This window comes from Pseudofrankia sp. EUN1h (assembly GCF_001854645.1).
GTDB lineage: Bacteria > Actinomycetota > Actinomycetes > Frankiales > Frankiaceae > Pseudofrankia > Pseudofrankia saprophytica.
Window position 1 is genome coordinate 58469 of sequence record NZ_MBLN01000064.1, and the last position, 25221, is coordinate 83689.

Genomic DNA, 25221 nt, shown 5'->3' on the forward strand with positions numbered 1-25221 from the left:
GACTACTCGCCTTCCTTGCTCGACGCATCGTCAGTCAGGGCGTGCTCGGTGCTCGTGCCCTCGCCGGAGACCGCGTTCTGGAACGCGGCGAGCCACAGTCCCGGCGGCGGGGACGGCGCGGCGGGAGCAGATCCGTTACTCGATACGGGCGGAGTGGGGGTGGCGGACTGCGGCGCGGTCAGACTCCGCTGGCTCCCGCTTCCGGCGAGCGGGGCGGCGACGCCGCGCCTGCGCTGCGGCAGGCCGTTGTTGTTGATCTCGATGTGCCGCGGCTCCTCCGGCTGCAGGGCGATGGCGGGCACCGGCTTGTTCGGGTTCGCCCGGACCGCGGCGCTCGGGTTGGCCGCGGACAGCGGCACGGCGGTGGCCAGGTCGCGTGGGATGATCAGCACGGCGCGCACGCCGCCGTACGCCGAGGGCCGCAGCGAGACCTTGAAGCGGTGGGTCTGCGCCAGCCGGCCGACCACGGACAGACCGAGGCGCGGGTTCTCGCCGAGGTCGGCGAGGTCGAGGCCCGACCTGACCTCGCCGAGCACCCGCTCGGCGCGCAGCCGGGCCTCCTCGCCGAGGCCCACGCCGCCGTCCTCGATCTCGACCGCGATCCCGGACTGCACCTCGACCGCCGTCATGTGCACGCGCGTCTGCGGCGGCGAGTACCGGGTGGCGTTGTCCAGCAGCTCGGCGAGCGCGTGGATGAGCGGTTCGACGGTGGGTCCCGAGATGGCGACCTCGACCACCGAGTGCAGCTCGACGCGCTGATAGTCGGTGATCCGTGACATCGCGCCGCGCAGCACGTTGAACAGCGGCACCGGATGCTGCCACTGCCGGCCGGGGCGAGATCCACCGAGCACGGCGAGCGAGTCGGCGAGCCGGCCGATCAGCGCGGTGCCGTGGTCGAGACGGAGCAGGTCGTCGAAGACGTCGGGGCTCCCGCCGTGCCGCTCCTCCATCTCGCGCAGATCCTGGAACTGCTGGTGCACGATGGCCTGGACACGGCGGGCCACGTTGACGAACGCACGCTGCGAGGAGTCGCGCAGATCCTCTTCCGCCTTGACCGCCTCGAGGACCGAGCGGACCACGTCGTCGTGCGCCTTGATGAAGGCGGCGCCGAGGGCGGGCGACTGGCCGGGGCCGGACAGCGCCTCCTCGATCGAGTCGCCGCGGTGCAGCCGGCTGATCGCGGCGGGCAGCACCTCGACGGCGAGGCGGCTGGTCTCGGCCTCCTGCATCTCCAGGCGGCGCACGAGCTCCCGCTCGGTGGCGGCCTGCCGACGGCGCAGCTGGACGATCTCGTTCCCGCGGCGGCGGATCTCGGCGCAGGCCAAGCCGACCGCGACCGCCGCGACCAGGCCGCACACGGCAACGCCGCCCCGGGCGCGCGGAGCGACGAGAAGGACCGCGGCCACCGTACAGAGCGCGGTCAGGGCTGCTGCTACCAGGGCGCCGAAGACGACGGAGGAGCCGCCTTCCGAGCCACGAGGTGACGGTCGCTTGCGTTTCATTCGCAGAACCTTGGTCTGATTGTGGGCGTGTGTCGGTGACCGACGGGGACAGGAAGAGAAGTCACGGATGCGGCCCGCGGAGAGACTCGCGCGCCGCCGAGGGCCCGACGGCGATGTCCTGACAGGGCACGCGGCCACCTTGCTCAGTGTTCGAATACGGCGCGGTTCTGATATCTCTCCGGACGGGACTGACGTTATCTCAGGCCGCCGACGCGACAGAAATGCGCCCGCGCTTGGATGTGCCGGGCGCACGCCGCAGGGATCCGCGTGGCGGGCGGCGACAGCACGGACTGCAAGGACCATCCGCTCTTGGTCCGTGGGTTCGGCGTTCAAATCCCCGGCGGCGCACCCGTTCCGACCTGGCCATATAGCCCGCGCCGCCCGACGAGTTGGTCGGGCATCCGGCGCCACACCGCCCGCCGACTCGTCAGCCTGACTCCATGTGCCCGACCGGCGCTCCGCCCTTCAACAGATGACGCCCAATACGGCAGCCGTTGTTTTACGACCAGTTGGGTTTGGTGGCCTCGGTGTCGGTCGTGGTTAACCTCGGGTCCGAGTCTGGTGACCCGAACTACGGCTGTGATGTCAGGTGCCCCGCGAGCAGGGAACAGCACACCGGCCGGCGTCGCCGTGGCTGGGTCTCGTGGTGTCTGACCGCCGACCGCCAAGCCGTCGCCGACGGGACCGGGCCGAGCCCGCCGCGCGGACCTCACCCTTGGCGACTCAGTTTGACCTGCTGCTTGGTGACGTGCCCCTTTCCCCTTCGGTCCACCCGCGGGAGGGGCCCACAGCGGTGTCGTGAAGGTTGGGCACCCTAGGCGAGGCCGGCGCGGGTCAGCCAGGTCGAGACCTGCTGGTCGGCGTCGGCGTCGGCGACGGTCTCGCCGAGTACGGCCAGGCCGTCGCGGATGGTGCCTCCGCGGCAGGCGCGGCCGTAGTCCTCGGCGGCCCTGCCCAGGCCGCTGACGGCGTAGGTGACGACCGGATGGACGATCTTGCCGGTGAAGTCGAGCGCTCCGGTGAACGTCCACATGATCATCGGTGGTCGTACGTTCCAGATGGGGCCGGCGAGCAGCACGACGTCGTACTGGGCGATGGATGGCAGCGGTTTGGCGATCGCCGGGCGTGCGTCGGCGTTCTGCTCGCGGACGTTGCGCGCCACCGTGGCTTCGTAGTCGTCCGGGTAAGGGTCAGCGGCCTCGATGCGGTGGACGTCGCAGTCGATGCGGGCGGCGATGCTGCGGGCCAGCACCTCGGTGTTGCCGACCGTGAGGTTCCGGCGGCCGCCGTAGTAGTAGTTCTCGCCGGCCCGGGAGAAGTACGCCAGCAGCACCCGTCCCGACCGTGCGGAGTCAGGGGCGGCCGTCACGGTTGCGCTTCCTTTCGCGGTGGCATCGTCGCGGGCGCCCGGCTCCGGGTCGGATGCGGACGTGCAGCCGACGAGCGCGGCGCCAGCGGTGGCCGCCAGCGCCGCGCCGAGCAGCGCCCTGCGGGTCGAGAGCTCGCTCATCGTCCCGCCGGCCCGTGCGACGGTCAGGCTTCGGGGATGTCGCGGCCGAAGGCCTGGAGGGTGACGTCCTCGGGCTCGGGGCCGCCGCGGACACCGGTGTCCAGAGCATCGAGCGCGTCGAGCTGGGCCGGGGTGAGGTCGAAGTCGAACACGTCGAAGTTCTCGGCGATACGGGCGGGCTTGGTCGACTTCGGGATGACCGATCGGCCCTGCTGCAGGCCCCAGCGCAGCATGACCTGCGCGGGGGACTTGCCGTGCTCGGCGCCGATCGCGGCGATCGTCGGGTTTTCGAACGTGCTGATGGCGCCCTCCTTGCCGCGGTAGGAGGTGATGCCGCCGATGGGCGACCACGCCTGAGTGAGGATGCCGTGCCCCGCATCGGCGGCCTGGACGGCGGGCTGCGTGAAGTACGGGTGGACCTCGACCTGGTTGACCGCCGGCACGACATCAGTTGCCTTGAGCAGGGCGTCTAGATGGTCGGGCATGAAGTTGCTGACACCGATCGCGCGGACCTTCCCCTCGGCCAACAACTTCTCCAACGCCTGGTAAGCGGCCACGGTCCGGTCGAACGCCGAGGGCAGCGCCTGGTGGAGGATGAACAGGTCGATGACGTCGACACCGAGCTTGCCAGCGCTCTTGTCATACGCGTGCAGCGTCTGCTCGTAGCCGTAGTCGGAGATCCAGACCTTCGTCTCGATGAACACCTGCGACCGGTCCACGCCGGAATCGGCGATCGCCTGCCCGACCTCGCGTTCGTTGCCGTAGGCGGCGGCGGTGTCGACGTGCCGGTACCCGGTCTCCAGCGCTGCCTGAACCGCGGCGACAGTCGCCCGCGGAGGGGTCTGGAACACGCCGAAGCCGATGGCGGGCATCTCGACCCCGTTGTTGAGGGTCAAGGTCGTGACGGTCATGACGAACCTCATCTCACTCGGATGACACGCCGATCCACGCCGCGACGGCGGGTCGGCCCGGACAGCCCGGACGGCCCGGGCTGGCTGTCGCTGGCCTACCCGGTGACGCGCGAATCGTTCAGGGCCTGGCGGTGCGCGAGTTCTCCCAGGCCGCGCCGCTGCCGGGCAGGGTGCGACTGCCGGCCCAGCTGGCCAGGAACCGCAGCGCATCCTGTGCCGGGGAGTCCGGCGCGGCGGTGAACACGTTGAGGTTCATGCCGATGTCTCCCGGCAGCAGGAGCACCTGGTAGGCGAGCTCGATCTCGCCGACAACCGGATGACGCAACTTTTTGGTACCCGCGACGTGGTGACGCACGTTGTGCGATGCCCATCGGATGCGGAACTCCTCGCTGCGGGTGGACAGCTCTCCCACGAGATCCGACAGCGGCTTGTCGTACGGGTGGCGACCGGCTTCGGTTCGCAGGCTGGCGACGATGTCGCCCGCGGCTGTGGGCCAGTCGACGAAGAAGTCCCGCGCTCTCGGATTGAGGAAGGTGAACCGTGCGACGTTCGGCGGCTGCACGGTCTCGGCGTGGATGTCGCTGTACAGCGCACGGGCAAGCTTGTTCGACGCGAGAATGTCGCGACGGCCGTTGCGCACATCCGCCGGCGCGTCGGTGATCGCGTCGAGCACCTGCTGAATACCTGCCGGCACCCGCGTCCGCTCAGCGCCCGCTCGGGATCGGGCGGAAGCGGTGGCGTTCGCCGCACGGGCCAGGTGGAACAGGTGCTCACGCTCGGCCTCGTCGAGCTGCAACGCGCCGGAAACCGCGTCCAGCACCGATTCGGAGACCCCGACGAGGTTCCCACGCTCCAGGCGGGTGTAGTAGACGACGCTGACGCCGGCGAGGGCCGCGACCTCCTCCCGGCGCAGGCCGGGCACGCGGCGGTTGCCACCGAACGCGACCAGCCCCGCCTGTTGCGGGGACAGCCGCGCCCGCCGCGAGGTCAGGAACTCGCGCACCTCGCCGCGGTGGTCACCGGCGCTCCCTGTCATGCGTCCGACGGTAGGCGCCGGTTCGGCGGCGTGGGAGTCACCGCTGGTATCCCTCACCGCCGTGTCTCCTCCCATCCATCCGGGCAGGTCGGTGTCTCCACCTCGTTTCCTGAGCGTCACCGCGGCGGCTATACCGCCGGGAGCGTCAGCCGGTAGACGAGACCGGCCATGTCGTCGGTCACATAGATCGACCGGTCAGGTCCGGGAACCGCGTCGACGGAGCGCCCCCAGCGGGAACCATCGGCGTCCTGGAACCCCGTGACGAGCACCCGCGCCTGCGTGAGGACCTTGCGGTCCTCGTCCCACGCGCTGTAGGCGACGTAGGGCTCTCGGGGCGGCTGGCGGTTCCACGATCCATGTGCCGTGATCAGTGCGCCGTTGTCGAGCGCGTCGGGAAGAGTGGAGCCCGTGGTGAACACGAAACCAACCGGCGCGCTGTGAGCGGGCAGACCCAGCTGCGTTCGGCCGATGCGATCGCAGTCAAGCGCGTCCCCATCCGCGTTGCTGGTCGGATCGTTCACGTAGCCGAGGTTCGCCAGGTCGTCCGGCCCCCGCGAGTCCGGCACGCAGTAGGGCCAGCCCATGTCGGTGCCGGGGGTGATCCGCGAGACCTGGTCGTTGGGGTGCTCGTTGATGTAGGCGCGGACCGTCTGCCCGTATTGCCCACTGGAATCCCGAAACGGGTATGGCTGGTTGTCGGCCTGGTTGATGGCGGCGAACAGCGTGCCGTCGGGAGCGAAGGCCAGACCCTCGCCGTTGCGCACACCGACCGCGAGCGTCCGACCGCCCCACCCGTCCAGTCCCACCTGGTTACTGATCATGTCTGTGGCCCTGACGCGCGCGGCCCGCGGTCCGGCCCAAGTCCTCCCAAGGACCGCGGCCGGGCTATGGGCCGGGGCGTCGGCTGGACGGCTCGGCCCGCCGCCCGCGGTGGCGGTCGTCAGGCCGGTATGCCTGAGGTGCGCTTGATGAGGGTGTCGAAGACCCTGTCCGGCAGGATTCTGCTGAGGAAAATGAGCGGGCGGGCGCCGAAACCGACGGTGTAGCGGGTGCGGGGGCGGCGGGCGGTGGCGGCCTTGATGACGGCGTCGGCGATGACGGTGGGCGGCGAGGTCCGGCGCGCGTCGGGCCGCGAGCCCTCCTCCAACGAGGTGGCGATGGCGTCGGCCTGTGCCGCGTAGGGTCCCTGCCCCGAGGTGGCGCGGAGCTTGTCCGCGGCGATGGCGCCCCACTCCGTTCGGATCAGACCGGGCTCGATGAGGATGACGTCGATGCCGAACCGCTTCAGCTCCAGGCGCATGGCGTCGCTGAGACCTTCGACGGCGAACTTGCTGGCGTGGTACCAGGCGCCCAGGGGGGTGGCGAACCGCCCGCCCATCGAGCTGATGTTGACGATGGTGCCGCTGCCCTGGGCGCGCATGGCCGGCAGCACCGTCCGCGTGAGGTGCGCGAGCCCGAACAGGTTGACGTCGAGCTGCGCGCGGGCCTCGGACATCGGGACGTCCTCGACCGCGCCATACGAGCCGTACCCGGCATTGTTCACCAGGACGTCGATGCGGCCCTCGGCCGCGAGGATCTCCTTGACGGCTTTCTGGGTGGACACCTCGTCGGTGACGTCGAGGGCGATGGTGTGCACGCCCGTGGCGGCGAGCTCCGCCATCCGGTCGACGCGCCGGGCGGCGCCGTACACGACGAAGCCGGCCTCGTGGAGGCAACGGGCCGTGTTCTCACCGATGCCTGAGGAGGCGCCGGTGACCAGGGCGACCTTGCGGGCCATGACGGTTCCTTTCTAGGGAAGACGGAGGGGTGGCGATCGCCGACGTCAGAAGTCGGGTCGACCCACGCGACCGCGTCGGTGGCCTTCATGACACGTCCCTCCGGTGCGAAGTGGGTCGTTGGACATCACCGACGAGCCTCGGTTCCCGGCAAACTGGAACAGACCATCGGTCTCTTACAAGATAAGAGACCGATGGTCTGTAGTCAAGAGACCGCCGGTCTCCTAGACTGGGTGCATGGCAGGCTTCCAGCGCGCGCGCAGCGAGGTGCAGCGCACCGAACGCCGGGAGGGCATCCTGCGCACGGCGGCCGCGATGCTCGACGAGATGCCCGTGTCGGCGATGAGCCTCAACGAGCTCAGCCGCCGCGTGGGACTGGCGAAGTCCAACGTCCTGCGCTACTTCGAGTCGCGCGAGGCCGTCCTGCTCGACCTGCTGGCCAGCACCGCCGCCGGGTTCCTCGTCGAGATCACCGAGAAGCTCCCGCCGACGGTCGACCCGTTCGCCCCGCTACCCGCTCGGGCAGGCGAGCTGGCGTCCGGCCTCGCCGCGTCGTTCGACGCCCATCCGATGCTGTGCGAACTGATCAGCGCCCAGGCCGCCGTCCTGGAGCGGAACGTCTCCACAGATGTCGCACTCCGCTACAAGCGGGGGGCGCGGGACAGCCTGGTCKGGCTCGCCGCCCTGCTGCGCGGTCTCGTTCCCGAGCTCGACGAGCCGCGATCGGCGCAGGCGGCCGGTCTGGTCATCGCTCTCGTCGGCGCCCTGTGGACCCGCGGCCATCCCGCGCCGGCCCTGGTCGCCGCCTACGAGATCGACCCAGACCTGGCATTCATGAACCCGCCCTTCCGCGAGTCCCTGGACGCCGCGATCGGCACGGTCCTGCTCGGCCTTGCGGCACGGAGCGACGCCGCGGGGTAGTCGCGCCCGCCCACCATCTGAACGCCGAGTATCCGAGTGCTGGGCGCGACCCGGCCCGGTCCGGGAGGGGGACGAGTCGCGCCCGTTGAGACGATCGGTGAAGATCGGTGAGGTTCGGCGGCGGCCCGGACGTCCGGCACGCTGGTCATCGCGTCGGTAGGGCCCACCGGGCGGGTGGCTGGCCCGTTCCTATTCGCCCAGGCCGCGGCCAGTACGTTGGCGGACCAGCTGAGCCGCGTTGTTCCACGGGTACTAGAGCAGACTGACGTCGCACAGCCGCACGATGCCGTCATGATCGCCGCTGGCCAGCAGCCCATCCGGACCGAACGCCACCGACAGGACCGGGCCAGTGTGGCCCGTGGGGAAATCGCCGAGCGGGCGAGGCGCGTCCGGTGCGCTGGCGTCCCACAGCCGCATCGTGCCTCCGTCGCTGCCGCTGGCCAGCAGGCCGTTCGGACCAAATGCCATCGCCGAGAACACGCCGGTAAGGCTAGCGAGTAGCTACGACGTGCCAGCGAGGGTCTTCACCACGTTGCCGCCCTCGGCTCGACGCACACCGAGGTAAAGCAGCAGGTCGCGGGCCTGAGATCCTGTCGTGAAGATCATTACGTCAACCCTCTAATACAAAGGTTGACGTCAGCCTCAGTCTTAGTTACCTTCCTCGCGAGTGATGCACCACACACTCGCGCGGCTCGGAGGGGTGTGACGCCGCCGCGCCCGGAGACCTGTATCGAAAAGCGGGGAACCCATGCGGTCACCAGGGAAGCCGCCATAAGCCATCGTTGGTGTCGGCCTGGGTCAATCCCAGCCCTGCCGTTCGGCGGGTTCTGGGAATCCGGGTTCGGTCGCATTCACAGTGCCGGGAACAACCGCACCGTAATGGCTGTCCCCACTCGTCGAACGAGTGTCCCCCACTTCTGTCGGCGTCCTGCGTCGACGTGCTCCAGCAGGCGTCTTCAGTGCCGTTGCCCTCGGGAAGCAGGTCAGGAAATGAGCGAACTCAGCAGGAGACGTGTCCTGACTCTGGGCGCCGCGCTCGGTCTGGTCGGCGTCGGGGACGTGGTGGCTCCGACCTGGAGCTGGGCGGCGACGGGGTCCGTCGCCGGCACCGGCACCGGCACCGATCCCCAGTGGGTCTGGGACGACACCATCGACCGGGTGATGGCCTCGGTCATCGACAACGGTCAGGTGCCCGCGGTCAATGCGGCCATCCTTCCATGGACCAACAACAACGCTCCCCTCCCGACCGGGCTGCCGGCCGATCTCGCTTCCTACTTACAGCAGGCCACGAAGTTACCGTCGTGGGCCGACATGAGCCTGCTGCGTCGCGCGGCCGACTTCAACAGGCGCAAGGACACCTATCTGTTCATGCTGTACGGGCTTGGCAGTGGAATCATGAGCACGGTCATCCCGCGCGAGGCCAGGGCGGTGTACTGGTCGGAGGGCAGCGCCGACATGAAAAGCCGTGCGGCGAAGACCTTCACCTTCGGATATGACCTCAGCCAGTCGAACGCGTTCGAGCCGAACGGGCAGTTCGTCGTCACCGCGAACAAGACGCGCATGGTGCATGCCGCCGTCCGTCACCTCCTGCCGCAGTCACCGCAGTGGAAGGCGGCGGCGACCGAGAACGTCCCGATCAGCAACGGCGACATCCTCGTCACCTTCCACAGCCTGGGCACGTTCGTGCACTCCAAGCTGCAGCAGTGGAAGGTCCCGATGTCGAAGGCCGACGAGAATGCCTTCCTCCACATGTGGCAGGTGGCCATCTCGCTGCTCGGCGTGAAGGACGAGTACATCCCCAAGACGTGGGCCGACACCCACGCCCAGTCGGCCCAGGTGCTCTCGCCGATCCTCATGCCCACCACCGAGGGCAGAAATCTCGCCGAAGTCCTGCTCGGGCTCGTCTCGGAGGTCGACCTGGGCGTCACGCGCGGCTTCCTCAACGAGTTCGCCCGCTACGTGCTCGGCGACGCGGTCGCCGACTCGCTCGGGCTGCCACGCGACCTGGTCTCGGCCGGAATAATCAAGGTCGGCTGGCCGACGTACATCCTGTTCCGTGAGGGACTGCTCCCGATCATGCCGGTCAACTTCTACCTCTTCGACCAGTTCATACGAGCTGTGGCCATGGCGTTCCTCAACGGGGGCACCTCGACGCAGACCACTCCCATCACGATCCCCGACATCAACCGTCCCGCGGCCTGACGCCCCTCGCCAGGCGCGCGCCAGCTGCCCCGCGGCGCCATGTCCGCGGGGCAGCTGATGTGGCGGCGGGTCGGTCGCGCCGTGGTCATCACGTTCCGACGGACACGATCCCGCCCGCCCAGACGGCGCCGCCCGCCCAGACGGCGCCCTCCGCCCTTCGCGCGGCTGCTCGCGTCACAGGCCCAGGTCGCGGCCGACGATCTCCTTCATGATCTCGGTCGTGCCGCCGTAGATGGTGGTGATGCGCGAGTCGACGTAGTCGTGCGCGATGCGGTACTCGGACATGTATCCGTAGCCTCCGTGCAGCTGCAGACAGCGGCCGACGATGTCGACCAGCTGCTCGGTCGTCCAGAACTTGGCCGCGGCGGCCTCGGCCGCCGTCAGCTCGCCGCGGGCGTGCCGCGCGACCAGGTCGTCGAGGTAGACGCGGCTCACCCGGGTGGCGGTGACCATCTCCGCCAGCTCGAACCGGGTGTTCTGGAACGAGCCGATGGGTCTGCCGAACGCCCTGCGCTCGGTCACGTAGGCGAGGGTGCGCTCGAGCACGCCCTCGGCCGAGGCCACGGCGCCGACGGCGATCGAGAGCCGCTCCTGAGGAAGGTTCCCCATCAGCCCGGCGAATCCGGAGCCCTCCTMGCCGAGGAGGTTCGCCACCGGTACCCGCACGTCGTCGAAGAACAGCTCACTGGTGTCCTGGGCGTGCAGGCCCATCTTCTCCAGGTTGCGGCCGCGGCCGAATCCTGGCGCGTCGGCCTCCATGACCAGGAGGCTGAGGCCCCTGTGCGGGTCCTGGCCGGTCCGCACCGCCGTGACGACCAGGTCGGCGTTCTGCCCGTTCGAGATGAAGACCTTGCTGCCGTTCACGACATAGTGGTCGCCCTGGCGCACCGCGCTCGTGCGGATGCCGGCCAGGTCGCTGCCGGTGCCCGGTTCGGTCATGGCGACGGCGACCACCAGCTCGCCCTTCGCGATTCCCGGAAGCCAGCGGGCCTTCTGCTCGTCATCGGTGAGGTCGGTGAAGTACGGGATGACGATGTCGTTGGACAGCCCGATGCCGGCCATGCCGTCGGACACCGGGTTGCGGCCGAGCTCCTCGGCGACGATCGCGTTGAAGCGGAAGTCCCGGGTGCCTCCTCCACCGTGCTCCTCGGGAATTCCGAAGCCGAGGACGCCCGCGCTCGCGGCCTCCTCGAACAGCCATCGGTCGACCTTCCCCTCGGCCCGCCAGCGCTCGGCGTTGGGCGCGGCGTACTTGTCGACGAAGGCGCGGACGGTCGCTCGGAACTGCTCGTGCTCGTCGTCATAGAGGGCGCGGCGGGTCGCGAACACGCTGGTCATCGGTTTCTCCGTTCAGCGTTTCCGTGTCGTGTTCGGTCGTGTTCACTCGATCGGCTCCGACGGCGTCGGGCCCCGCGCGAGGGGCACCGCGGCGCTCACTCGCGTTCCAGGCCCAGGTAGATCGCCGGTCACGCGGGCTGTCCGTACAGCCGGTCGATGACGTCGGCGTACTTGCTGCCCACGACCCGGCGCTTCAGCTTGAGGGTGGGTGTGAGCTCCTCGCTCTCGACCGTCCACTCCTGGGCGAGCAGCTCGAAGGCCTTCACCTGCTCGGGCCGCGAGAGCCGGGCGTTCGCCGCGTCGACGGCCGCGGCCACCGCCGCGCGGATCGCCGGGTGCCGCGCGAGCTCGGCCAGGGAGCCGGCCTGGACCCCAAGCCCTCGCGCCACGACCGGCGCTACCTCACCGTCGAGCGTGAGAATCGCGACGAGGTAAGGATGACCGTCGCCGACCACCATCGCGTGCCCGATCAGCGGGCTCTCCTTGAGCGCGTTCTCGATGGTCGACGGCGCGATGTTCTTGCCCGACGAGGTGATGATGAGCTCCTTCTTGCGGTCGACCACCCGCAGGAACCCGTCGTCGTCGAGGACGCCCACATCGCCGGTGTGCACCCAGCCGTCGGCGTCGAGCAGCTCGGCGGTCGCCTCCGGCGCCCGGTGGTAGCCGGGCGTCGCGATGGGTCCGCGCACCAGGATCTCGCCGTCGTCGGCGAGCCGGAGCTCGACGCCGGGGTGCGGGCGCCCGACCGTGCCGAGGCGGAACGAGCCCGGGCCGCAGGCCGTCGCGGAGCTGGTCGTCTCGGTCAGGCCGTACACGTCATAGACGCGCAGGCCCAGGCCGGCCAGGAACCGGGCGACGTCGACGGGCATCGGCGCGGCGGCGCTCGCGGCCCACTCCACCCGGTCGAGACCGAGGGCGGCGCGCAGCGGTCGCAGGACCGCCGCGTCGACCGCGTCGAACCGTGCCGCCAGCTCCGGCGACGTCGTGTGGCCGGTCTGCGTCGACTCGACGTAGGACAGCCCGACGGCGAGGGCCCGCTCGACGGCCGACCGCCTGGCCTCGTCGGGCTCGGCCGCGAGCCGGGCGGAGACGCCCGTACGGATCTTCTCCCAGACACGTGGCACACCGAAGAACCGGGTGGGCCGGACCTCGAGCAGGGTGGGCACGAGCTGGGACGGGTCGTCGATGAGATGGACGTGGCCGCCCCGCAGCTGCGGGATGTACATGCCGAGGATCCGTTCGGCGATGTGCGCGAACGGGAGGTACGACACCGAGACGCCCGGGCCTTCCAGGTGGGCGGTCCGGGCGGACGCGACCGCCTCGAAGCAGATGTTGCGGTGGGTGAGGACGACGCCCTTGGGCGCGCCGGTCGTGCCCGAGGTGTACAGGATCGTGACCGGGTCGTCGGGCCTGACCGCCTCGCCCCGGGCGAGCAGGGCCGGTCCCTGCCATCCCAGCGCCGCCGCTCCCTCGGCCATCGCCTCCGACCACGTGACGGCGCGCGCGTCGGCGTCCGGCGTGGCGTCGATGGTCACGACACGGCTGATCTCCGGGCGGTCCGCCAGCGCCACCGACCAGCGCCGGGCATGGTCATCGGTCTCGAGCACGACGATCCGCGGGGCCGCCTGCGCGGACACGTAGCCGACCTGCTCGGGCGAGAGCGTGTTGTAGACCGAGACGGGGACGCCGCCGGCGAGTACCGCGGCGAGGTCCGCGACCACGTGCTCGATCCGGCTGGAACACATGATCGCCACCACGTCGCCCGGCTCCAGGCCCGATTCCAGGAACGTCGCGGCGAGCTCGCGGGCGCGGTCGTGGACCTCGGCCCAGGTGACGGTGCGCCAGCCGGTGCCGCCGCCGGATCCGCCGGATCCGGCGGATCCGGCGGATCCGGCGGCGACGCGGCGGTCGGAGTAGGCGGGTTCGGCGCCGCGCTCCCGGGCCGTGCGCCGCACGGCCTCGACGAGCGTCAGGCCCGCTATCTCGGCCTCGACCGTCGTGCGCTGTTCGTCGATGTCCGGCATGCTCGTTCCTCCAGGACTGCGCTAGCCGAGCCGAGCGGCCAGACGGTTGGCGTTCATGTGGGCGATCGCCTCGATCGTGATCATGGGGTTGACACCCGGTGACGTGGGGAAGCAGGACGCGTCCGCGACGACGACGTTCGGCAGCTCCCAGGTGACGCCGTCCGGATCGGTCGCGCTCGTTTCCCTGGAGTCGCCCATCCGCGCCGTGCCCATGAGGTGCAGCGCGGCGATCGCGCACTGACCGGGGCCGTAGCCGGCGGCATGGCAGGCGGAGACGAACTCCTGGTAGGAGCCACGTCTCCCCGGCTCGTAGGACGGGCCGGCCTGGTGCGCGGAGTAGATCCTGCGCGCGCCCGCGGCCTCGATGATCCGGGTCGCCCCCTCGACGCCCGCCTTCAGGTGCGCGGCGTCGTAGCCCGAGAGCCGGTAGCGCGGAATCGGTTCCCCGTCCCGGCCGACTCCGACCTCGCCGGAGTCGCGGTCACGGGTGATGACGCCGACACCTCCGGTATGCGCGAGGTCCTTCATGGTGGCCAGATGCGCGGCGCCGCCTCGCCAGTTCATGAAGCCCTGGAGCGCGGCCGGGTTGCCCGGGCCGGTCTCGTAGATCACCCCGTAGCCGGAGCCGTCGAGATCGCCGTGCTCCCTGGAGTAGCGGGTCTGCAGGCCGCCCTCCCACGGCCGGATCTCCTCGTCGTACACGCCCCAGACGGCGGTCGCCGGATGCAGGCGCAGGTACCGGCCGATGTTCGGGTTGGCCAGCCCCGAACGGCGCAGTAGCGCCGGTGTCTGGATCGCGCCCGCGGCGACGACGACCGACCGGGCCCGCACCGTCACTGTGTGGCCGTCCCGGGTAAGGCCCTGGACGCCGACGGCCCGGCCCCCGCGCACGGCGACCCGACGGGCGTCCACGTTCACGACGAGTCGGGCTCCGTGGGACTCCGCGTCCGCGAGCCAGGTCTTCGTGACCGACTGCTTGGCGCCGCGACGACAGCCATAGCCGCAGCGCCCGCAGTCGACTCCCATGTCGCAGTCGGTCACGTTGCGCGCCGTCGCGTCGACGTGCCAGCCCAGGGCACGCAGCCCGCGCTCCATCACGGCGTCACGGGCGCAGGCGTCGCTGTTGTCCACGTTGACCGACAGCCGTCGGGACACCGCGTCCAACGCGTCGGAGAACTCCGGGAGGTCGAACTGCTTTACCCCGAGCGCCGCCCATTCGGCCCGAACCTCCGGAGGGGTCGGGAACGAGGTCGTCCAGTTGACGACCGTCCCCCCGCCCAGGCAGGAACCGGCGACCAGGGAGACCTGGCCCTCCGCGGTCGTGGCCGGTCCCGCCGCGTACAGCCGGCTCAGGCCGGACAGCTCGCCGCCGTCGAAGTCCGCGTCGTCGTAGTAGCCGCCACGTTCGAGGACGACGACGTCGAGACCGGCGCCGGCGAGGACCGCGGCCGCGGTGCCGCCGCCCGCGCCCGAGCCGACGACCACGACGTCACAGTCGTACGCGGTGTCCGACGTCGGGGTCAGGGGCGCGAGCGGGCGGCGGGGGGCTTCCGCCAGCGCGCCCAGGGGTCCTGGGTAGCCGATCGATGCCCAGACCGGCGACGAACCGGTGGGTCCTGGCGCGAGGAGGTACGACGACGTGGCCAGGCCGCGCAGGGCCTGGAACAGCACCCGTCTCCGCTCCGCCGGGGACTCCCCCAGCCGCAGGAGCGCGTCCTCTCGGGCGGCGGGTCCCAGCGCCGAGAACCGCCGCGGGCCCGCACCGAGGAACATGCCCATGAGCCGCGTGTCCCACAGCGAGAGCAACGTCGAGAGCTGTCGGCGGTCGGCGGCGCGGGGCAGTCCCGCCGCCAGTGCCTCGGCGATGTCGACCGCGCCGAGAGCGCTTGCGGCGGGGATGCTCGCGCCGTCGCCGGGAGCGAAGGTGTCGCAGATGGCGGCGAGCGCCGCGCGTTGCCTCGCCCCGAGCGTCATGAGGACGGTCCGGGAGCCCGGCCGACGATGTCGGACAACGGCGTCAAGATGCCCTCCTTTGACCTGCCCGGTGCGGCTCTGTTCGGTTCGGTTTCCGGATCAGCGGCCAAAGTAGGCTCGCTGGATTCGCGCCCGGTCCGCACGCATCGCGGCGGCCGGGCCCTTCAGGGCGATGCGGCCGTGGTGGAGGACCACCGCGTCGTCGGCGACCGACAGTGCCTGGTCTATGTGCTGCTCGACCAGGACGATCGCCGTCTTCTTCTCGTCGGCGAGGCTGCGCAGGACGGGCAGGATTCCCTGAACGGCGATGGGCGACAGACCCATGCTCAGCTCGTCCACCAGCAGAACGCGCGGCTTTCGCAGCAGCGCCTTCGCGATCGCGAGGGTCTGTTGCTCGCCGCCGGACAGCAGGCCACATCGCCGGTTCATGAGCCCACGAAGCTGGGGGAACCGCGCGAGGATCTCGTCGAGGTCGCCACGCGGCCCGGCGAGCCTGAGGTTCTCGGCCACGGTGAGGCGGTGGAAGACACCCCGGTTGTCGGGGACCAGGCTGACGCCGGCGCGCGCGGTGCGCTCCACCCTGCCGGTGACAGGCGCCCCGAGCGCGGTGACCGTGCCGGCCAGCGGTGCCAGGACTCCGGCGGCGGCCAACAGGGTGGTCGTCTTGCCGGCGCCGTTGGGGCCGAGCAGCGCGAGGATGCGGCCCTGGGCGACCTCGATGCTGATGTCGCGGACGGCGGGCACGCCGCGGTAGCCGGCGCTGAGACCCTCGATCGCCAACGCGGCTGTCATGGCGTCACCTGGCTGCCGAGATAGGCGGCCACGACGCGTTCGTCGGCGCTGACGTCCGCGGGCGTTCCGGTCGCGATGATCCGGCCGAGGTCCATGACGTACACCCGGTGGCACACCTCCAGCACGAGGGTCATGTCGTGGTCGATGAGCAGCACGCCGAGACCTGTCGCGCAGATCCGCCCGAGCTCGTCGCCGAAGGCCGCGCTCTCGTCGGTGTCGAGGCCTGCGGCCGGTTCGTCCAGCAGGAGCGTCCGCGTCGCGCCGACGAGCGCGCGCGCCACGCCGACGAGCTTCTGCTCGCCCAGCGTGAGCTGGTCGGGCCGGCGGTCGGCCAGCGCCGACATCCCGACCATCTCCAGCGCGGACAGCACCACCCGGTCCGACCGTCGACGACGGGAGAACACGTCGGCGAGCGCCCCGCGCACTCCGGCGCCCTCGACCGCGACGGCCAGGTTCTCGGCCACCGTGAGGTCACCGAAGAGCTCGCCGGCCTGCCAGGTGCGCGCGAGGCCGGCCTGGCGGCGCCGATGCGGGCCGGCGCCGTCGAGGCTCGCACCGTCCAGCTCGACGCCGCCCGAGTACCGGCTGAAGCCACTGACCGCGTCGACGAAGGTCGTCTTGCCGGCACCGTTCGGACCGATGAGACCGACGATCTCCCCTGGCCCGACGGCGAGCGTGACGTCGTCGTTGGCCCGTACGCCGCCGTAGCGGACCGACACGTTCCTCGCCGCGAACAGCGGCGGGTCCGAACCGCGGTCAGCCGACATCGACGGACTCCGCCGCGCTGAACGGCGCTACGCCTGCCGACGTGTCGGTGGCGGTGGCGGAGACGGGCCTTCTCCGCGCGCGCCACGCCGCGAACCGCTCCTGGACCGGCCCGCCGTGCGGCGGAAACACGACGGCGCGCACCAGCATGGCGAGTGCGGCGATGAGGGTGTAGTACCTGCTCAGATCGAGCGTCTGGGTCAGGACCAGGAAGAAGACACCGAGCGGTCCCGCCAGCCCCGCGATGACGGCGCCGGACATACGCGTGATCCCGCCGACGTACGTCGTGGCCAGGATGGTGAGCCCGACGAGCACCGTGAACGACGCCGATGACAGCTGGCCGCGGCTGTAGCCGATCAGGCAGCCGCCGACGCCGGCGAGGAAGGAGGCGATCGCGAAACCGAGCAGCTTGGTGGCGGCCACGTGCACTCCGGCCGCCGCCGCCGCTCGCTCGTTGGAGCGCACCGCCAGGAAGGCCCGGCCGGTGCCACCGCCGAGGAGGCGGGCCACCACGATCAGGAGCAGCACCACGATCGTCAGCACCATGTAGGCGAAGCGCAGCGTGATGACGTCGGTCCCGTGGCGTACCGCGAGCGAGTAGCCGAAAAGAGACGGGTCCCGGATCCGGTCGCCCGAATACGACGTCAACGCCGGATTGTTGAAGACGAAGCTTTCGATGGCCAGGGCGGCCGCGATCGTGGCGACCGCGAGCTGGGCGCCGCGGATGCGCAGCGCGGGGACGCCGACGACGATCCCGAGCGCGGTCGCGACGAGCGCCGCGAGCAGGATCGAGAGCGGGAACGGCACGCCCGCGTTCGTCGTCAGCTTCGAGAGCGCGAACCCGGCGGTTCCCGCGAAGGCCATCGTGGCCAGCGAGATCTGGCCGAGATATCCGGTGAGCAGGACCACGGAGACCGAGATCAGCGTCAGGATCGTCGACATCACGACGCTGAACCGCCACGTTCCGGACGTGGTGGCGATGACCACCGCCACGACGACCGTCGCCGCCGCCGTCGGTACGAGGCGAGGCCGCGGCCTCGACACCGGCGGGAGCCGCGCCCGGTCGGGACCGCCACGCTCCGGAATGCTCCTGCCGAGCGCGAAGAGGGCGACGACGACGATGGCGAAGGGAACCGCGTCGCCGACCCCCGACTGCGCCCAGGAGGGCCACCAGCTCTTGGTGGTCAGGAACAGGAGGACCTGCTGGAGGGAGCCGAGCACCAGTCCCGCCGCGCAGGCGGTTCCGATCGAGGTGAGCCGGCCGACGAGGGCGATGGCCAGGGCGGGGACGACGTAGAACATGTAGCTCGTCGGATCCAGGCCACCGATGGCCGGAGCGGCGAGGATCACGATCAGCCCCGAGAAGAGCCCGGTCGCTCCCCACACCAGGGTCGCGAGCCGGTCGGGCGAATAGCCCATGAGGCGCAGCGCGCGCTCGTCCTCGGCCCCGGCACGGGTCGCGATGCCGATCTTCGTGAACCTGAGGTAGCCCCAGCCGGCGACGGCGATCACGATCGCGATGCCGGCGAGCACCAGGTTGCTCACCGCGATGACGCCGCCGGCCAGCGTGATGGTCCCGGACGGCAGGATCGGTAGCGGAACCAGCGCGGACGGGTCGAGMCCCAGGGTGTCGCGGTCGAACCTGAGCGTCACCAGTGACTGAAGAAACAGCATGACGCCCACGGACGCGACCACCTGGCCGAGAACCGACGATCCGCGCAGCGGGCGAAAGACGAGGACCTGCGCGACGAGCGCCCAGACCAGGCAGCTTGCCGCACCGATCAGGACGGCGGGCAGCACGCCTGTCGGTCCGTGTCCGAGCCTGAGGCTCCCGAGCGGGAGCACCAGCGTTCCGTTGGCCCGGAGGGCGGCCGTCTGCCAGACGCCCCACAGCGCGAGCGAGCCCTGCGCGAAGTTGATGACGCCGGTGGCGACGTGGACGGTGACCAGGCAGGACCCCAGCACCGCGTAGACGGCGCCGGTCGAGAGCCCGAGGACGGCGAACTGCAGGAGCTCGCTCATGCGGACCTCGCCACCGGAGTCATCGGCCACAGCCACAGCCACGTCCGCGCCGCGTCACGCGGCGCGGACGTCTCGCTCGTTCCGCTCAACTCGCACCCGGAATGGTGGAGAGGATCGCCGGTAGCGGAGTGATCCAGCCGCCGCTCACGGGCTTGAGCGTCAGGTCCTTCTCGACGGTGAACAGCAGCATCTGCGTCGTGCAGTCGGGGGTGGTGGGGATGCCACAGGTGATCCGCGGGCCGAGGAAACTCGGGAAGTCCTTCAGCGACCGCRGCGTGGTCAGGACGGTTTGGCCGGTGAGCTCATCGGTCGACGCCGCCGTCGCCAGCCCCTTGGCGAAGTCCACCACGGTCGCGAACTGGCCGTACGCGTAGTAGTCAGCCGGTCCGCCCGCCTTGTCGATGTACTTCGTAGCCAGCGCGATCTGCTGTCCTACCTCGGCTGGAGCGTTCTTCTCCGACCCAGGCAGCCAGATCGAGGAGTACAGCGTCGCGCCGGGCGCCGACGCAGGGTCCGACTTGATGAAGGCGGTGCAGGCCGCGACGAAGACCGCGCCCTTGTAGCCGATGGACCGCAGGTTCCGCACCAACTGGGTGCAGATCGACTCACTGGGCGAGGCGATGAGCCCGGCGACGTCGGGACTGGTCGACGCGATCGTGGAGGCCACGGCGCTGAAGTTCGGATTGGTCGGCGAGAAGTAGAGTCCGGTCGCCTTGATCCCCATCGCGGCGGCCAGCGGCTTGAGCTCGGTGTCCACCGTGTTGTGACCCGACGGCGTGTCCTGCACGGTCAGGGTCGCGGACGTCATCCCCTCGGCCTTGAATCCCTGAAGCGCGCCGACGAGGAAGGACGCCTGCGGGGCGCCGAAGAACAATCGGCCTTCGGCCTTGCTTCCCGTCGTCTGATCGAACGGGATCTGGCCGATCAGCGGGATCTTGGCCGCGACGAGGGTGTCGACGCCCGCGCTCGAGCTGAGGTTGAAGCCGTCGAACGCCGCGACGACGCCGTCCTGGACGAACTTGTTGGCGCACGAGATGGTGGTCTCCGGCGTGCCGTCGATCGAGCAGTCCTCGACCGCGATCGGGTGGCCGTCTATCCCGCCGAGCTCGCCGTTGACGTACGAGACGGCCGCCTTCATCCCGGCGCCGACCCCGGGGAGGGTGGCGACGCCCGAGTCTGGCCGGAAGAATCCGACCTTGATCGGCGTGCCGGTCGCGGCGTTCTCGTCCGGCATGCCGCTCGAACCGCTCGAGCCGCTTCCGCAGGCCGCCATCGTCGCGAGCGCGAGACCCAGGCCCAGGCCGACGACGACCCACGGTCGCTTCCTTGCTAATCGCATGGGTTCCTCGCATCTCGATCGGGATTCCGGCACGGCGCCATGGCACCCACCCGGTGATTGGGTGTGAAGCCCGTCCGCGGCGAGGAAGTTATCTATAMCTGAGGATGACGTCAACCTCTTCCTTGGGTTGGCCGACGCGCCCCAGCTCATTCATCAAGATCACATCCTCACGGCCCGGGATCTTGACCCGGCGGGGCGACGACGGTCGGCGCCGGATTCGATGGTGAGCACATTGGGTGTCCGAGAGAACGCTTACAGCGACGACGAGGCCTGGGAAGGTGGGCTCGTACTATCGCTACAGGTCGCGGATGGCGCGGATGTCCGCCCGCGGGCGGACATCCGCCCGCGCCGCTCTCACCAGGTCGAGATGAGGTGTGGTTGTGCCGACGTCGGCCGCCGGTCGGAATCGGGCGAACGCCTCCGAGAACCCCCGGCGCAGACGGAACGATCCTCGCCGCGAGACCACGCCCCGACGTCTCGTGKAGGCGGCCCGCGTCGTCTTCGAGCGTGACGGCTTCTACAACGCCCGTCTCTCGGACATCAGCGCGGAGGCGAAGGTGGCCTCGGGCACGCTCTACAACTACTACCGCTCGAAACACGACCTCCTGCACGAGGTGATGAAGGACGTGTCCACCGAGCTGACGGCACTGGCGCCGAACCATGTCAGCGCCCAGCTCGACCCGGTGGGCCGCATCGAGGAAGTCAACCGTGTCTACATCGAGGCTTTCCAGCGCAATGCTCACGTGTTGCGGGCGGTGTACCAGGCCCGCGACGACGACGAGCGGCTGAAGGTCCAGTGGGACGAGGTGGCCGAGCATTTCCAGGGCAGGGCGACCCGAGCCATCACCAGGTGGCAGGCGGCGGGACTGGCCTTTGCCGACCTGGATCCCCGGCACACCGCGCACGCGCTGACCCTCATGGTCGAGCGCGTGGTCATGGCGTGGTCCTACGAGGGCGTGGAGTACGACCGGGAGACGTTGATCGACACGGTGAACAAGATCTGGGAGAGGTCCCTGGGCCTACCAAGAAGATCGGACGGTTCAGGCTCGCGCACCTGACGAGACGGATGTTTTCCGCTGGCCACCGCTAGTCCTTGCGCCCGGTCGCGGCGACCGTGACGCCCAGCCCGACCATCGTGAGCCCGCCGAGCCCGCCGACCAGGGAGAGCCGCCGCGGCGATCGGGCGAACCAGCCCCGCGCGGTGGCCGCGACCAGACCCCACGCGCTGTCGGAGACCACCGCGATGACGTTGAAGACCAGGCCGAGCAAGAGCATCTGCGGCGCGACGTGCCCCTGACCCCGGTCGACGAACTGCGGCAGCACAGCGGCGAAGAACACGATGGTCTTGGGGTTGGCGGGCGGGCGCCGGGTGGCACGCATCGCAGTCTGCCGCGACCACCCTGATTCCGGTCATTTTGCGTATGGATTCCTCAGGGTCATCGGGGTACGCGCGATGTCGAGTGCCGGCTGAGGGAAGCAGGCGCCTGCCGTGTGGTAGCGGGCCCGGGTTCGCCAGACGACCCGGCCCGGCCGTGGTCCAGAACAGCGGCAGCCGAGCGCACAGGGACGGGACCGCCGAGGGCGGCGAGTTCGGCGAGCCAGCGGTCCGCCAGCTCGGCATGCCGCGGCACGCTCGCGCTCGCCGTGAACCCGGCGCACACCTGCGAGCCGAGGCCGAACAGCCCAACCGTGAGATGCGCCCGGCCGACGAACAGTGGCGACATGCCAATCAGCGTGGAGACCTTCCGGCCCGCGACGGAGAAAGGGCCGCGCATCGTCCCGATGTTGGTCGCCGTGAGTGCCATCTCCTTTGGGCGTATTCCGGCGGTCGCGGCCTGGGCGAACATCTGGGGCGGTAGGCCCGGCGGAATCCTGTCCAGGGCCCGCCGCAGGACCACGGCTACGCTTCCACCTGCCTTGGCACGCCGGGTCTCCGCGGCGACCCGAGCCAGTCGCCGGAATGGGTCAGGGTCCGCGCACGGTAACGGAATCCGGGTGCCGAAACTGAAATTGGACAGCATCTCGCGCTCGCTGGGGGTGCGCAGGCTGATCGGCATTACGGCGTGGATGGGGCGCCGACCGTGCCTCCACTCCGGCAGCGACCATGAGCGCAGCGCGCCGGCGGTGGCCGCGAGGAAGACGTCATTGATGGTCACCGCGTTCCGGCGGGCGATCTGGCGCAGCGTCTCGAGTTCGGTGATCGCCCAGGTGTGCCGCGCCCGGCCCCGCGGTGGGCCGCCMCAGGAGGCCAGCTGGCGCGTCCGAGGGATCCCGCGCAGCAGCACGGCGACCATCCGGGCGTAGTCCCGCGCGCGCGGCGCGCCGAACGTCGACAGATTCCGCATCGCCGGTTCGCGATCGGGTCCGAACAGCAGGTGCAGCGCCTGGTGCAGGGCCCCGCCATCCTGGTGGATGTGGTTGATCCGGAACACGACGGCGACCCTGTCGGAGGTGTGCCCGTGCAGCAGCCAGAGCCGCCACAGCGGGCGGTTCAGGTCGAGCGGCCAGGCGGCGAGTCGGTCCAGCGCTGCCCGCAGGCCGTCCTCCCCGCTACCGGGGAGCAGCTCCTCGGCGCCGACGTGGTAGTCGAGGTCCAGCTCGTGGTCGAGTTCCCAGACGGTGTCGTCCCTGGACGCGGACGCGGACGGCCGGGAGAGACGCTCGGTGAGCGCCGGCGCCTCGCGCAGCCGTTCCGCCACGTGCGCCCGCAGCTCGGCGACGGTCAATGTCGGGTCATCGACGTACAGCACCACCCCGTATTCCAGACCCTCCCCGGGGTTGAGCCGGCTGAAGTGCAGGAAACCGCGGTCGCCGGCGCTCAGCGGTCTGGTCTCCTCGCTGCGCGAGGCAACGTTCACGGATGTCTCTAGCACGAGGAATCCCTCCGGTATCGCCCACGCCTGGCTTGCTGGCGATCGATCCGATCGGAGAATCTTGGCGTGTTGGGGCAAAACTACCAAATGCGGCAAACGGAGCCGTCGGCGCGTGGTCGCGCGTCGCCGTCGACCCCTGGGAGCCAGCGGCATGCGGTAGCGGCCCGCTGGTCGTCTTCGTAGGCTGGAACGAGGCCGCGGTCCGCCGCGAAAGGTCTGGCCGCGGACATCCGACAGGGCGGTGTCAGGTGCGCCAGCTCTTGATAATTTGTAGCTGACGATTCGTCCGGGCGCGCGCCTGTCATGGCCGGTAGATAGGCGCTTTCGGAAGAAGGTGGTCAGTGAGCGCGGACCCGGAGCCCGTCGCGAGCCGGCCGTGGATGTATGGCTCGACGCTGAGTCCGGGGTTGCTGCCCTGGCGCTGGGCAGTGGCGACACTGAGAGACGCCGCGCATTACTGGATCGCGACCACCAACGCCGACGGTCGACCCCACACCCGGCCGGTCTGGGGTGTTGTCGTCGACGGCACCGTCTTTTTCTCGACCGGGTCGAAGGCCGTCGAGAACCTGGCCCGCGGATCGGCGATCAGCGTCCACACCGAGAGCGCGACCCGTCTCGTCATCCTCGAAGGCACTGCCGAGCAGGAGCACGACCGAGCGACCGTCGAGCAGATCTGCGCCGACTACGCGGCCAAGTACGACGAGCGGCTCGACCCTGACGACCTGCCGGGGCCGTTCTGGGCCGTCCACCCGTCAGTCGCCTTCGGGTGGCTGGCGGAGCCGAACTTCAGGGACGGCGGCGCCACCTTCCATGGCACCGCCACTCGCTGGACGCCTCGGGGCTGACCGGYCCCCGTTCGCCGAGCAAAAGCGGCGCGGTCCGTAACGGGGCCTGGTGGATGCGGACCTGGGCGACCAGCTCCCGGGCCGAGCACCACCGTGCCGTCAGCGATCACCCCGAGCGCTGTGATGCCCCGCGCCCGCCCCACAAGCAGCGAATACGTCGGCATTGAGCCTCGGCGCACTGCGTGGCTTTGCTACCGGTGACGGCCATGGGGCGGTGGGCCCCTGGTGAGGTGAGTTCGTTGAGAACCGGCCGTAATCGCGCTGGAAAGGATGTGCGGCGCGGGTCGTTCACATATCGTCTGGCCTCGTGAGGCATCAGGTTGTAGACGCCCGGGGGACGAGGATTCACTGCGTCGAGGAAGGGTCCGGCCCGTTGGTGCTGTTCATCCACGGATTCCCCGAATCGTGGTACTCGTGGCGTCACCAGTTGCCAGCGATCGCCGAGGCAGGGTTCCGGGCCGTGGCGATCGACGTCCGGGGGTACGGGAGGTCCTCCGCCCCCGTCGAGGTCGAGGCCTACGGGATGCTCCAGCACGTCGTCGACAACCTCGGGGTTGTGGAGGGGCTCGCCGGCCGAGGCTCGCCGGCGATCGTCGTCGGCCACGACTGGGGGGCGCCGATCGCCGCCAACTCGGCCCTGTTGCGACCGGACATCTTCACCGCGGTAGCTCTGCTGAGCGTCCCGTACAGCCCCCCGGGCGGTCGGCGGCCCACCGATGCCTTCGCCGAGATGGGAAGGCGGGCCGGCCCGGACGAGGAGTTCTACATCAACTACTTCCAGGAGCCGGGACGGGCCGAGCGGGAGATCGAGATCGACGTTCGATCATGGCTGCTCGGCGGCTATCTCGCGTCGTCAGGTGACGGGGCGACGTCGGCGTCGGACGAAAGCACCGCCGGCACCGTGACACGCGGAAAGATGCTGCGAGACCGCTTTCCCGCTCCCGACCGCCTCCCTGCCTGGCTCACCGAGGACGACCTTGAGTTCTATGTCGAGGAGTTCGAGCGGACCGGATTCCGGGGAGCCCTCAACCGCTACCGCAACGTGGACCGGGACTGGCAGGATCTCCAGCCGTGGAGAGGCGCGCCGGTCCGGGTTCCATCCCTCTTCATCGGCGGGGAGAAGGACAGTCCGACCCTGTGGGGAAGCCGGGCCATCGCCCGCTTCCCCGACACCCTGCCAGGCCTTCGCGGCAGCCACATCCTCTCCGGCTGCGGTCACTGGGTTCAGCAGGAACGAGCCGCCGACGTCAACCGGCTCCTCGTGAACTGGCTGAAGACGCTGTAGCCGTCGAGGCCAGCAGAACCCCAGATCCCGGACCCCGCCCGCCTCCGGCCACGCCGCGAACCAGGGAGTCATCCCAGCGAGGCGACGGCGGGCCGTTTTCTCCGGGC

At 70.2% G+C, this 25221-nt stretch carries 20 protein-coding genes and 1 pseudogene; 5 read left to right on the forward strand and 16 right to left on the reverse strand.

All coding sequences use genetic code 11. The features are described 5' to 3' along the window. Nucleotides 1–2: 2 nt before the first annotated feature. The 6 genes from BCD49_RS23840 to BCD49_RS23865 all read right to left on the reverse strand — a co-directional run bounded on the left by BCD49_RS23840 (nucleotide 3) and on the right by BCD49_RS23865 (nucleotide 6736). On the reverse strand, nucleotides 3–1502 hold the full coding sequence (locus BCD49_RS23840) for an ATP-binding protein (protein WP_007506828.1): 1500 nt from the start codon (nucleotides 1500–1502) through the stop codon (nucleotides 3–5). An 814-nt stretch (nucleotides 1503–2316) separates the two neighbouring features. Continuing rightward, on the reverse strand, nucleotides 2317–3012 hold the full coding sequence (locus BCD49_RS23845) for a flavodoxin (protein WP_007506829.1): 696 nt from the start codon (nucleotides 3010–3012) through the stop codon (nucleotides 2317–2319). A gap of 23 nt (nucleotides 3013–3035) precedes the next feature. Then, on the reverse strand, nucleotides 3036–3923 hold the full coding sequence (locus tag BCD49_RS23850; protein WP_007506830.1) for an aldo/keto reductase: 888 nt from the start codon (nucleotides 3921–3923) through the stop codon (nucleotides 3036–3038). A gap of 118 nt (nucleotides 3924–4041) precedes the next feature. After that, the gene (locus tag BCD49_RS23855; protein WP_035931227.1) at nucleotides 4042–4959 is read right to left on the reverse strand and encodes a helix-turn-helix transcriptional regulator; all 918 of its coding nucleotides are present in this window, start codon (nucleotides 4957–4959) and stop codon (nucleotides 4042–4044) included. 128 nt (nucleotides 4960–5087) lie between these two features. Then, entirely contained in the window at nucleotides 5088–5780 is a 693-nt protein-coding gene (locus BCD49_RS23860; RefSeq protein ID WP_007506832.1) for a hypothetical protein, read from the reverse strand. A gap of 119 nt (nucleotides 5781–5899) precedes the next feature. Then, nucleotides 5900–6736 (reverse strand): oxidoreductase, encoded by an 837-nt coding sequence (locus tag BCD49_RS23865; RefSeq protein WP_007506833.1) that lies wholly within the window; start codon nucleotides 6734–6736, stop codon nucleotides 5900–5902. A gap of 235 nt (nucleotides 6737–6971) precedes the next feature. On the opposite strand from BCD49_RS23865, the gene BCD49_RS23870 reads away from it, so the two are divergent. After that, nucleotides 6972–7655: a TetR/AcrR family transcriptional regulator gene (locus BCD49_RS23870; RefSeq protein WP_071041928.1), complete on the forward strand. Its 684-nt coding sequence runs from the start codon at nucleotides 6972–6974 to the stop codon at nucleotides 7653–7655. Between the two features lie 252 nt (nucleotides 7656–7907). On the opposite strand, the gene BCD49_RS23875 is transcribed toward BCD49_RS23870, so the two are convergent. After that, nucleotides 7908–8123 carry a WD40 repeat domain-containing protein gene (locus tag BCD49_RS23875; protein ID WP_083401673.1) on the reverse strand — a complete coding sequence of 72 codons (216 nt, stop codon included), beginning with the start codon at nucleotides 8121–8123 and terminating at the stop codon, nucleotides 7908–7910. 522 nt (nucleotides 8124–8645) lie between these two features. Between BCD49_RS23875 and BCD49_RS23880 the strand changes: the two genes are divergently transcribed. Then, complete coding sequence (locus tag BCD49_RS23880) at nucleotides 8646–9857, forward strand: oxygenase MpaB family protein (protein WP_007506838.1); 1212 nt, start codon at nucleotides 8646–8648, stop codon at nucleotides 9855–9857. Between the two features lie 174 nt (nucleotides 9858–10031). On the opposite strand, the gene BCD49_RS23885 is transcribed toward BCD49_RS23880, so the two are convergent. The 7 genes from BCD49_RS23885 to BCD49_RS23915 all read right to left on the reverse strand — a co-directional run bounded on the left by BCD49_RS23885 (nucleotide 10032) and on the right by BCD49_RS23915 (nucleotide 20111). Next, entirely contained in the window at nucleotides 10032–11195 is a 1164-nt protein-coding gene (locus tag BCD49_RS23885) for an acyl-CoA dehydrogenase family protein (RefSeq protein WP_071041929.1), read from the reverse strand. A gap of 128 nt (nucleotides 11196–11323) precedes the next feature. After that, the gene (locus BCD49_RS23890; protein ID WP_007506840.1) at nucleotides 11324–13219 is read right to left on the reverse strand and encodes an AMP-dependent synthetase/ligase; all 1896 of its coding nucleotides are present in this window, start codon (nucleotides 13217–13219) and stop codon (nucleotides 11324–11326) included. Nucleotides 13220–13240: 21 nt separating this feature from the next. Beyond that, nucleotides 13241–15193: a GMC family oxidoreductase N-terminal domain-containing protein gene (locus tag BCD49_RS23895; protein WP_007506841.1), complete on the reverse strand. Its 1953-nt coding sequence runs from the start codon at nucleotides 15191–15193 to the stop codon at nucleotides 13241–13243. A gap of 99 nt (nucleotides 15194–15292) precedes the next feature. Beyond that, nucleotides 15293–15985 carry an ABC transporter ATP-binding protein gene (locus tag BCD49_RS23900; RefSeq protein ID WP_007506842.1) on the reverse strand — a complete coding sequence of 231 codons (693 nt, stop codon included), beginning with the start codon at nucleotides 15983–15985 and terminating at the stop codon, nucleotides 15293–15295. After that, entirely contained in the window at nucleotides 15982–16752 is a 771-nt protein-coding gene (locus BCD49_RS23905) for an ABC transporter ATP-binding protein (protein ID WP_007506843.1), read from the reverse strand. The genes BCD49_RS23900 and BCD49_RS23905 overlap by 4 nt, the downstream gene beginning before the upstream one ends. Next, the gene (locus BCD49_RS23910; protein ID WP_007506844.1) at nucleotides 16742–18772 is read right to left on the reverse strand and encodes a branched-chain amino acid ABC transporter permease; all 2031 of its coding nucleotides are present in this window, start codon (nucleotides 18770–18772) and stop codon (nucleotides 16742–16744) included. Before BCD49_RS23910 ends, BCD49_RS23905 begins: the two co-directional genes overlap by 11 nt. Nucleotides 18773–18857: 85 nt before the next feature. Beyond that, nucleotides 18858–20111 (reverse strand): ABC transporter substrate-binding protein, encoded by a 1254-nt coding sequence (locus tag BCD49_RS23915; RefSeq protein WP_071041930.1) that lies wholly within the window; start codon nucleotides 20109–20111, stop codon nucleotides 18858–18860. Nucleotides 20112–20590: 479 nt separating this feature from the next. Here BCD49_RS23915 and BCD49_RS23920 point away from each other — a divergent pair, with 479 nt between their 5' ends. Beyond that, the gene (locus BCD49_RS23920) at nucleotides 20591–21169 is read left to right on the forward strand and encodes a TetR/AcrR family transcriptional regulator (RefSeq protein ID WP_241832386.1); all 579 of its coding nucleotides are present in this window, start codon (nucleotides 20591–20593) and stop codon (nucleotides 21167–21169) included. 28 nt (nucleotides 21170–21197) lie between these two features. Here BCD49_RS23920 and BCD49_RS23925 read toward each other — a convergent pair. Both BCD49_RS23925 and BCD49_RS23930 read right to left on the reverse strand, forming a co-directional pair. Then, a pseudogene (locus BCD49_RS23925) lies at nucleotides 21198–21467 on the reverse strand (LysE family translocator); the annotation flags it as partial. Between the two features lie 80 nt (nucleotides 21468–21547). Further along, complete coding sequence (locus tag BCD49_RS23930) at nucleotides 21548–22984, reverse strand: wax ester/triacylglycerol synthase domain-containing protein (protein WP_083401663.1); 1437 nt, start codon at nucleotides 22982–22984, stop codon at nucleotides 21548–21550. Between the two features lie 341 nt (nucleotides 22985–23325). On the opposite strand from BCD49_RS23930, the gene BCD49_RS23935 reads away from it, so the two are divergent. Next, entirely contained in the window at nucleotides 23326–23829 is a 504-nt protein-coding gene (locus tag BCD49_RS23935; RefSeq protein WP_007506850.1) for a pyridoxamine 5'-phosphate oxidase family protein, read from the forward strand. 307 nt (nucleotides 23830–24136) lie between these two features. Next, on the forward strand, nucleotides 24137–25114 hold the full coding sequence (locus tag BCD49_RS23940; RefSeq protein ID WP_027141373.1) for an alpha/beta fold hydrolase: 978 nt from the start codon (nucleotides 24137–24139) through the stop codon (nucleotides 25112–25114). Nucleotides 25115–25221: the final 107 nt, after the last annotated feature.

What these genes read in the sequence shown, in the direction of transcription:
- BCD49_RS23865 (WP_007506833.1), bottom strand. Translation starts at nt 6,736, where the DNA reads ATGGCCCGCAAGGTCGCCCTGGTCACCGGCGCCTCCTCAGGCATCGGT.
- BCD49_RS23855 (WP_035931227.1), bottom strand. Translation starts at nt 4,959, where the DNA reads ATGACAGGGAGCGCCGGTGACCACCGCGGCGAGGTGCGCGAGTTCCTG.
- BCD49_RS23905 (WP_007506843.1), bottom strand. Translation starts at nt 16,752, where the DNA reads ATGTCGGCTGACCGCGGTTCGGACCCGCCGCTGTTCGCGGCGAGGAAC.
- BCD49_RS23890 (WP_007506840.1), bottom strand. Translation starts at nt 13,219, where the DNA reads ATGCCGGACATCGACGAACAGCGCACGACGGTCGAGGCCGAGATAGCG.
- BCD49_RS23860 (WP_007506832.1), bottom strand. Translation starts at nt 5,780, where the DNA reads ATGATCAGTAACCAGGTGGGACTGGACGGGTGGGGCGGTCGGACGCTC.
- BCD49_RS23900 (WP_007506842.1), bottom strand. Translation starts at nt 15,985, where the DNA reads ATGACAGCCGCGTTGGCGATCGAGGGTCTCAGCGCCGGCTACCGCGGC.
- BCD49_RS23840 (WP_007506828.1), bottom strand. Translation starts at nt 1,502, where the DNA reads ATGAAACGCAAGCGACCGTCACCTCGTGGCTCGGAAGGCGGCTCCTCC.
- BCD49_RS23895 (WP_007506841.1), bottom strand. Translation starts at nt 15,193, where the DNA reads ATGACGCTCGGGGCGAGGCAACGCGCGGCGCTCGCCGCCATCTGCGAC.
- BCD49_RS23845 (WP_007506829.1), bottom strand. Translation starts at nt 3,012, where the DNA reads ATGAGCGAGCTCTCGACCCGCAGGGCGCTGCTCGGCGCGGCGCTGGCG.
- BCD49_RS23875 (WP_083401673.1), bottom strand. Translation starts at nt 8,123, where the DNA reads ATGGCATTTGGTCCGAACGGCCTGCTGGCCAGCGGCAGCGACGGAGGC.
- BCD49_RS23880 (WP_007506838.1), top strand. Translation starts at nt 8,646, where the DNA reads ATGAGCGAACTCAGCAGGAGACGTGTCCTGACTCTGGGCGCCGCGCTC.
- BCD49_RS23850 (WP_007506830.1), bottom strand. Translation starts at nt 3,923, where the DNA reads ATGACCGTCACGACCTTGACCCTCAACAACGGGGTCGAGATGCCCGCC.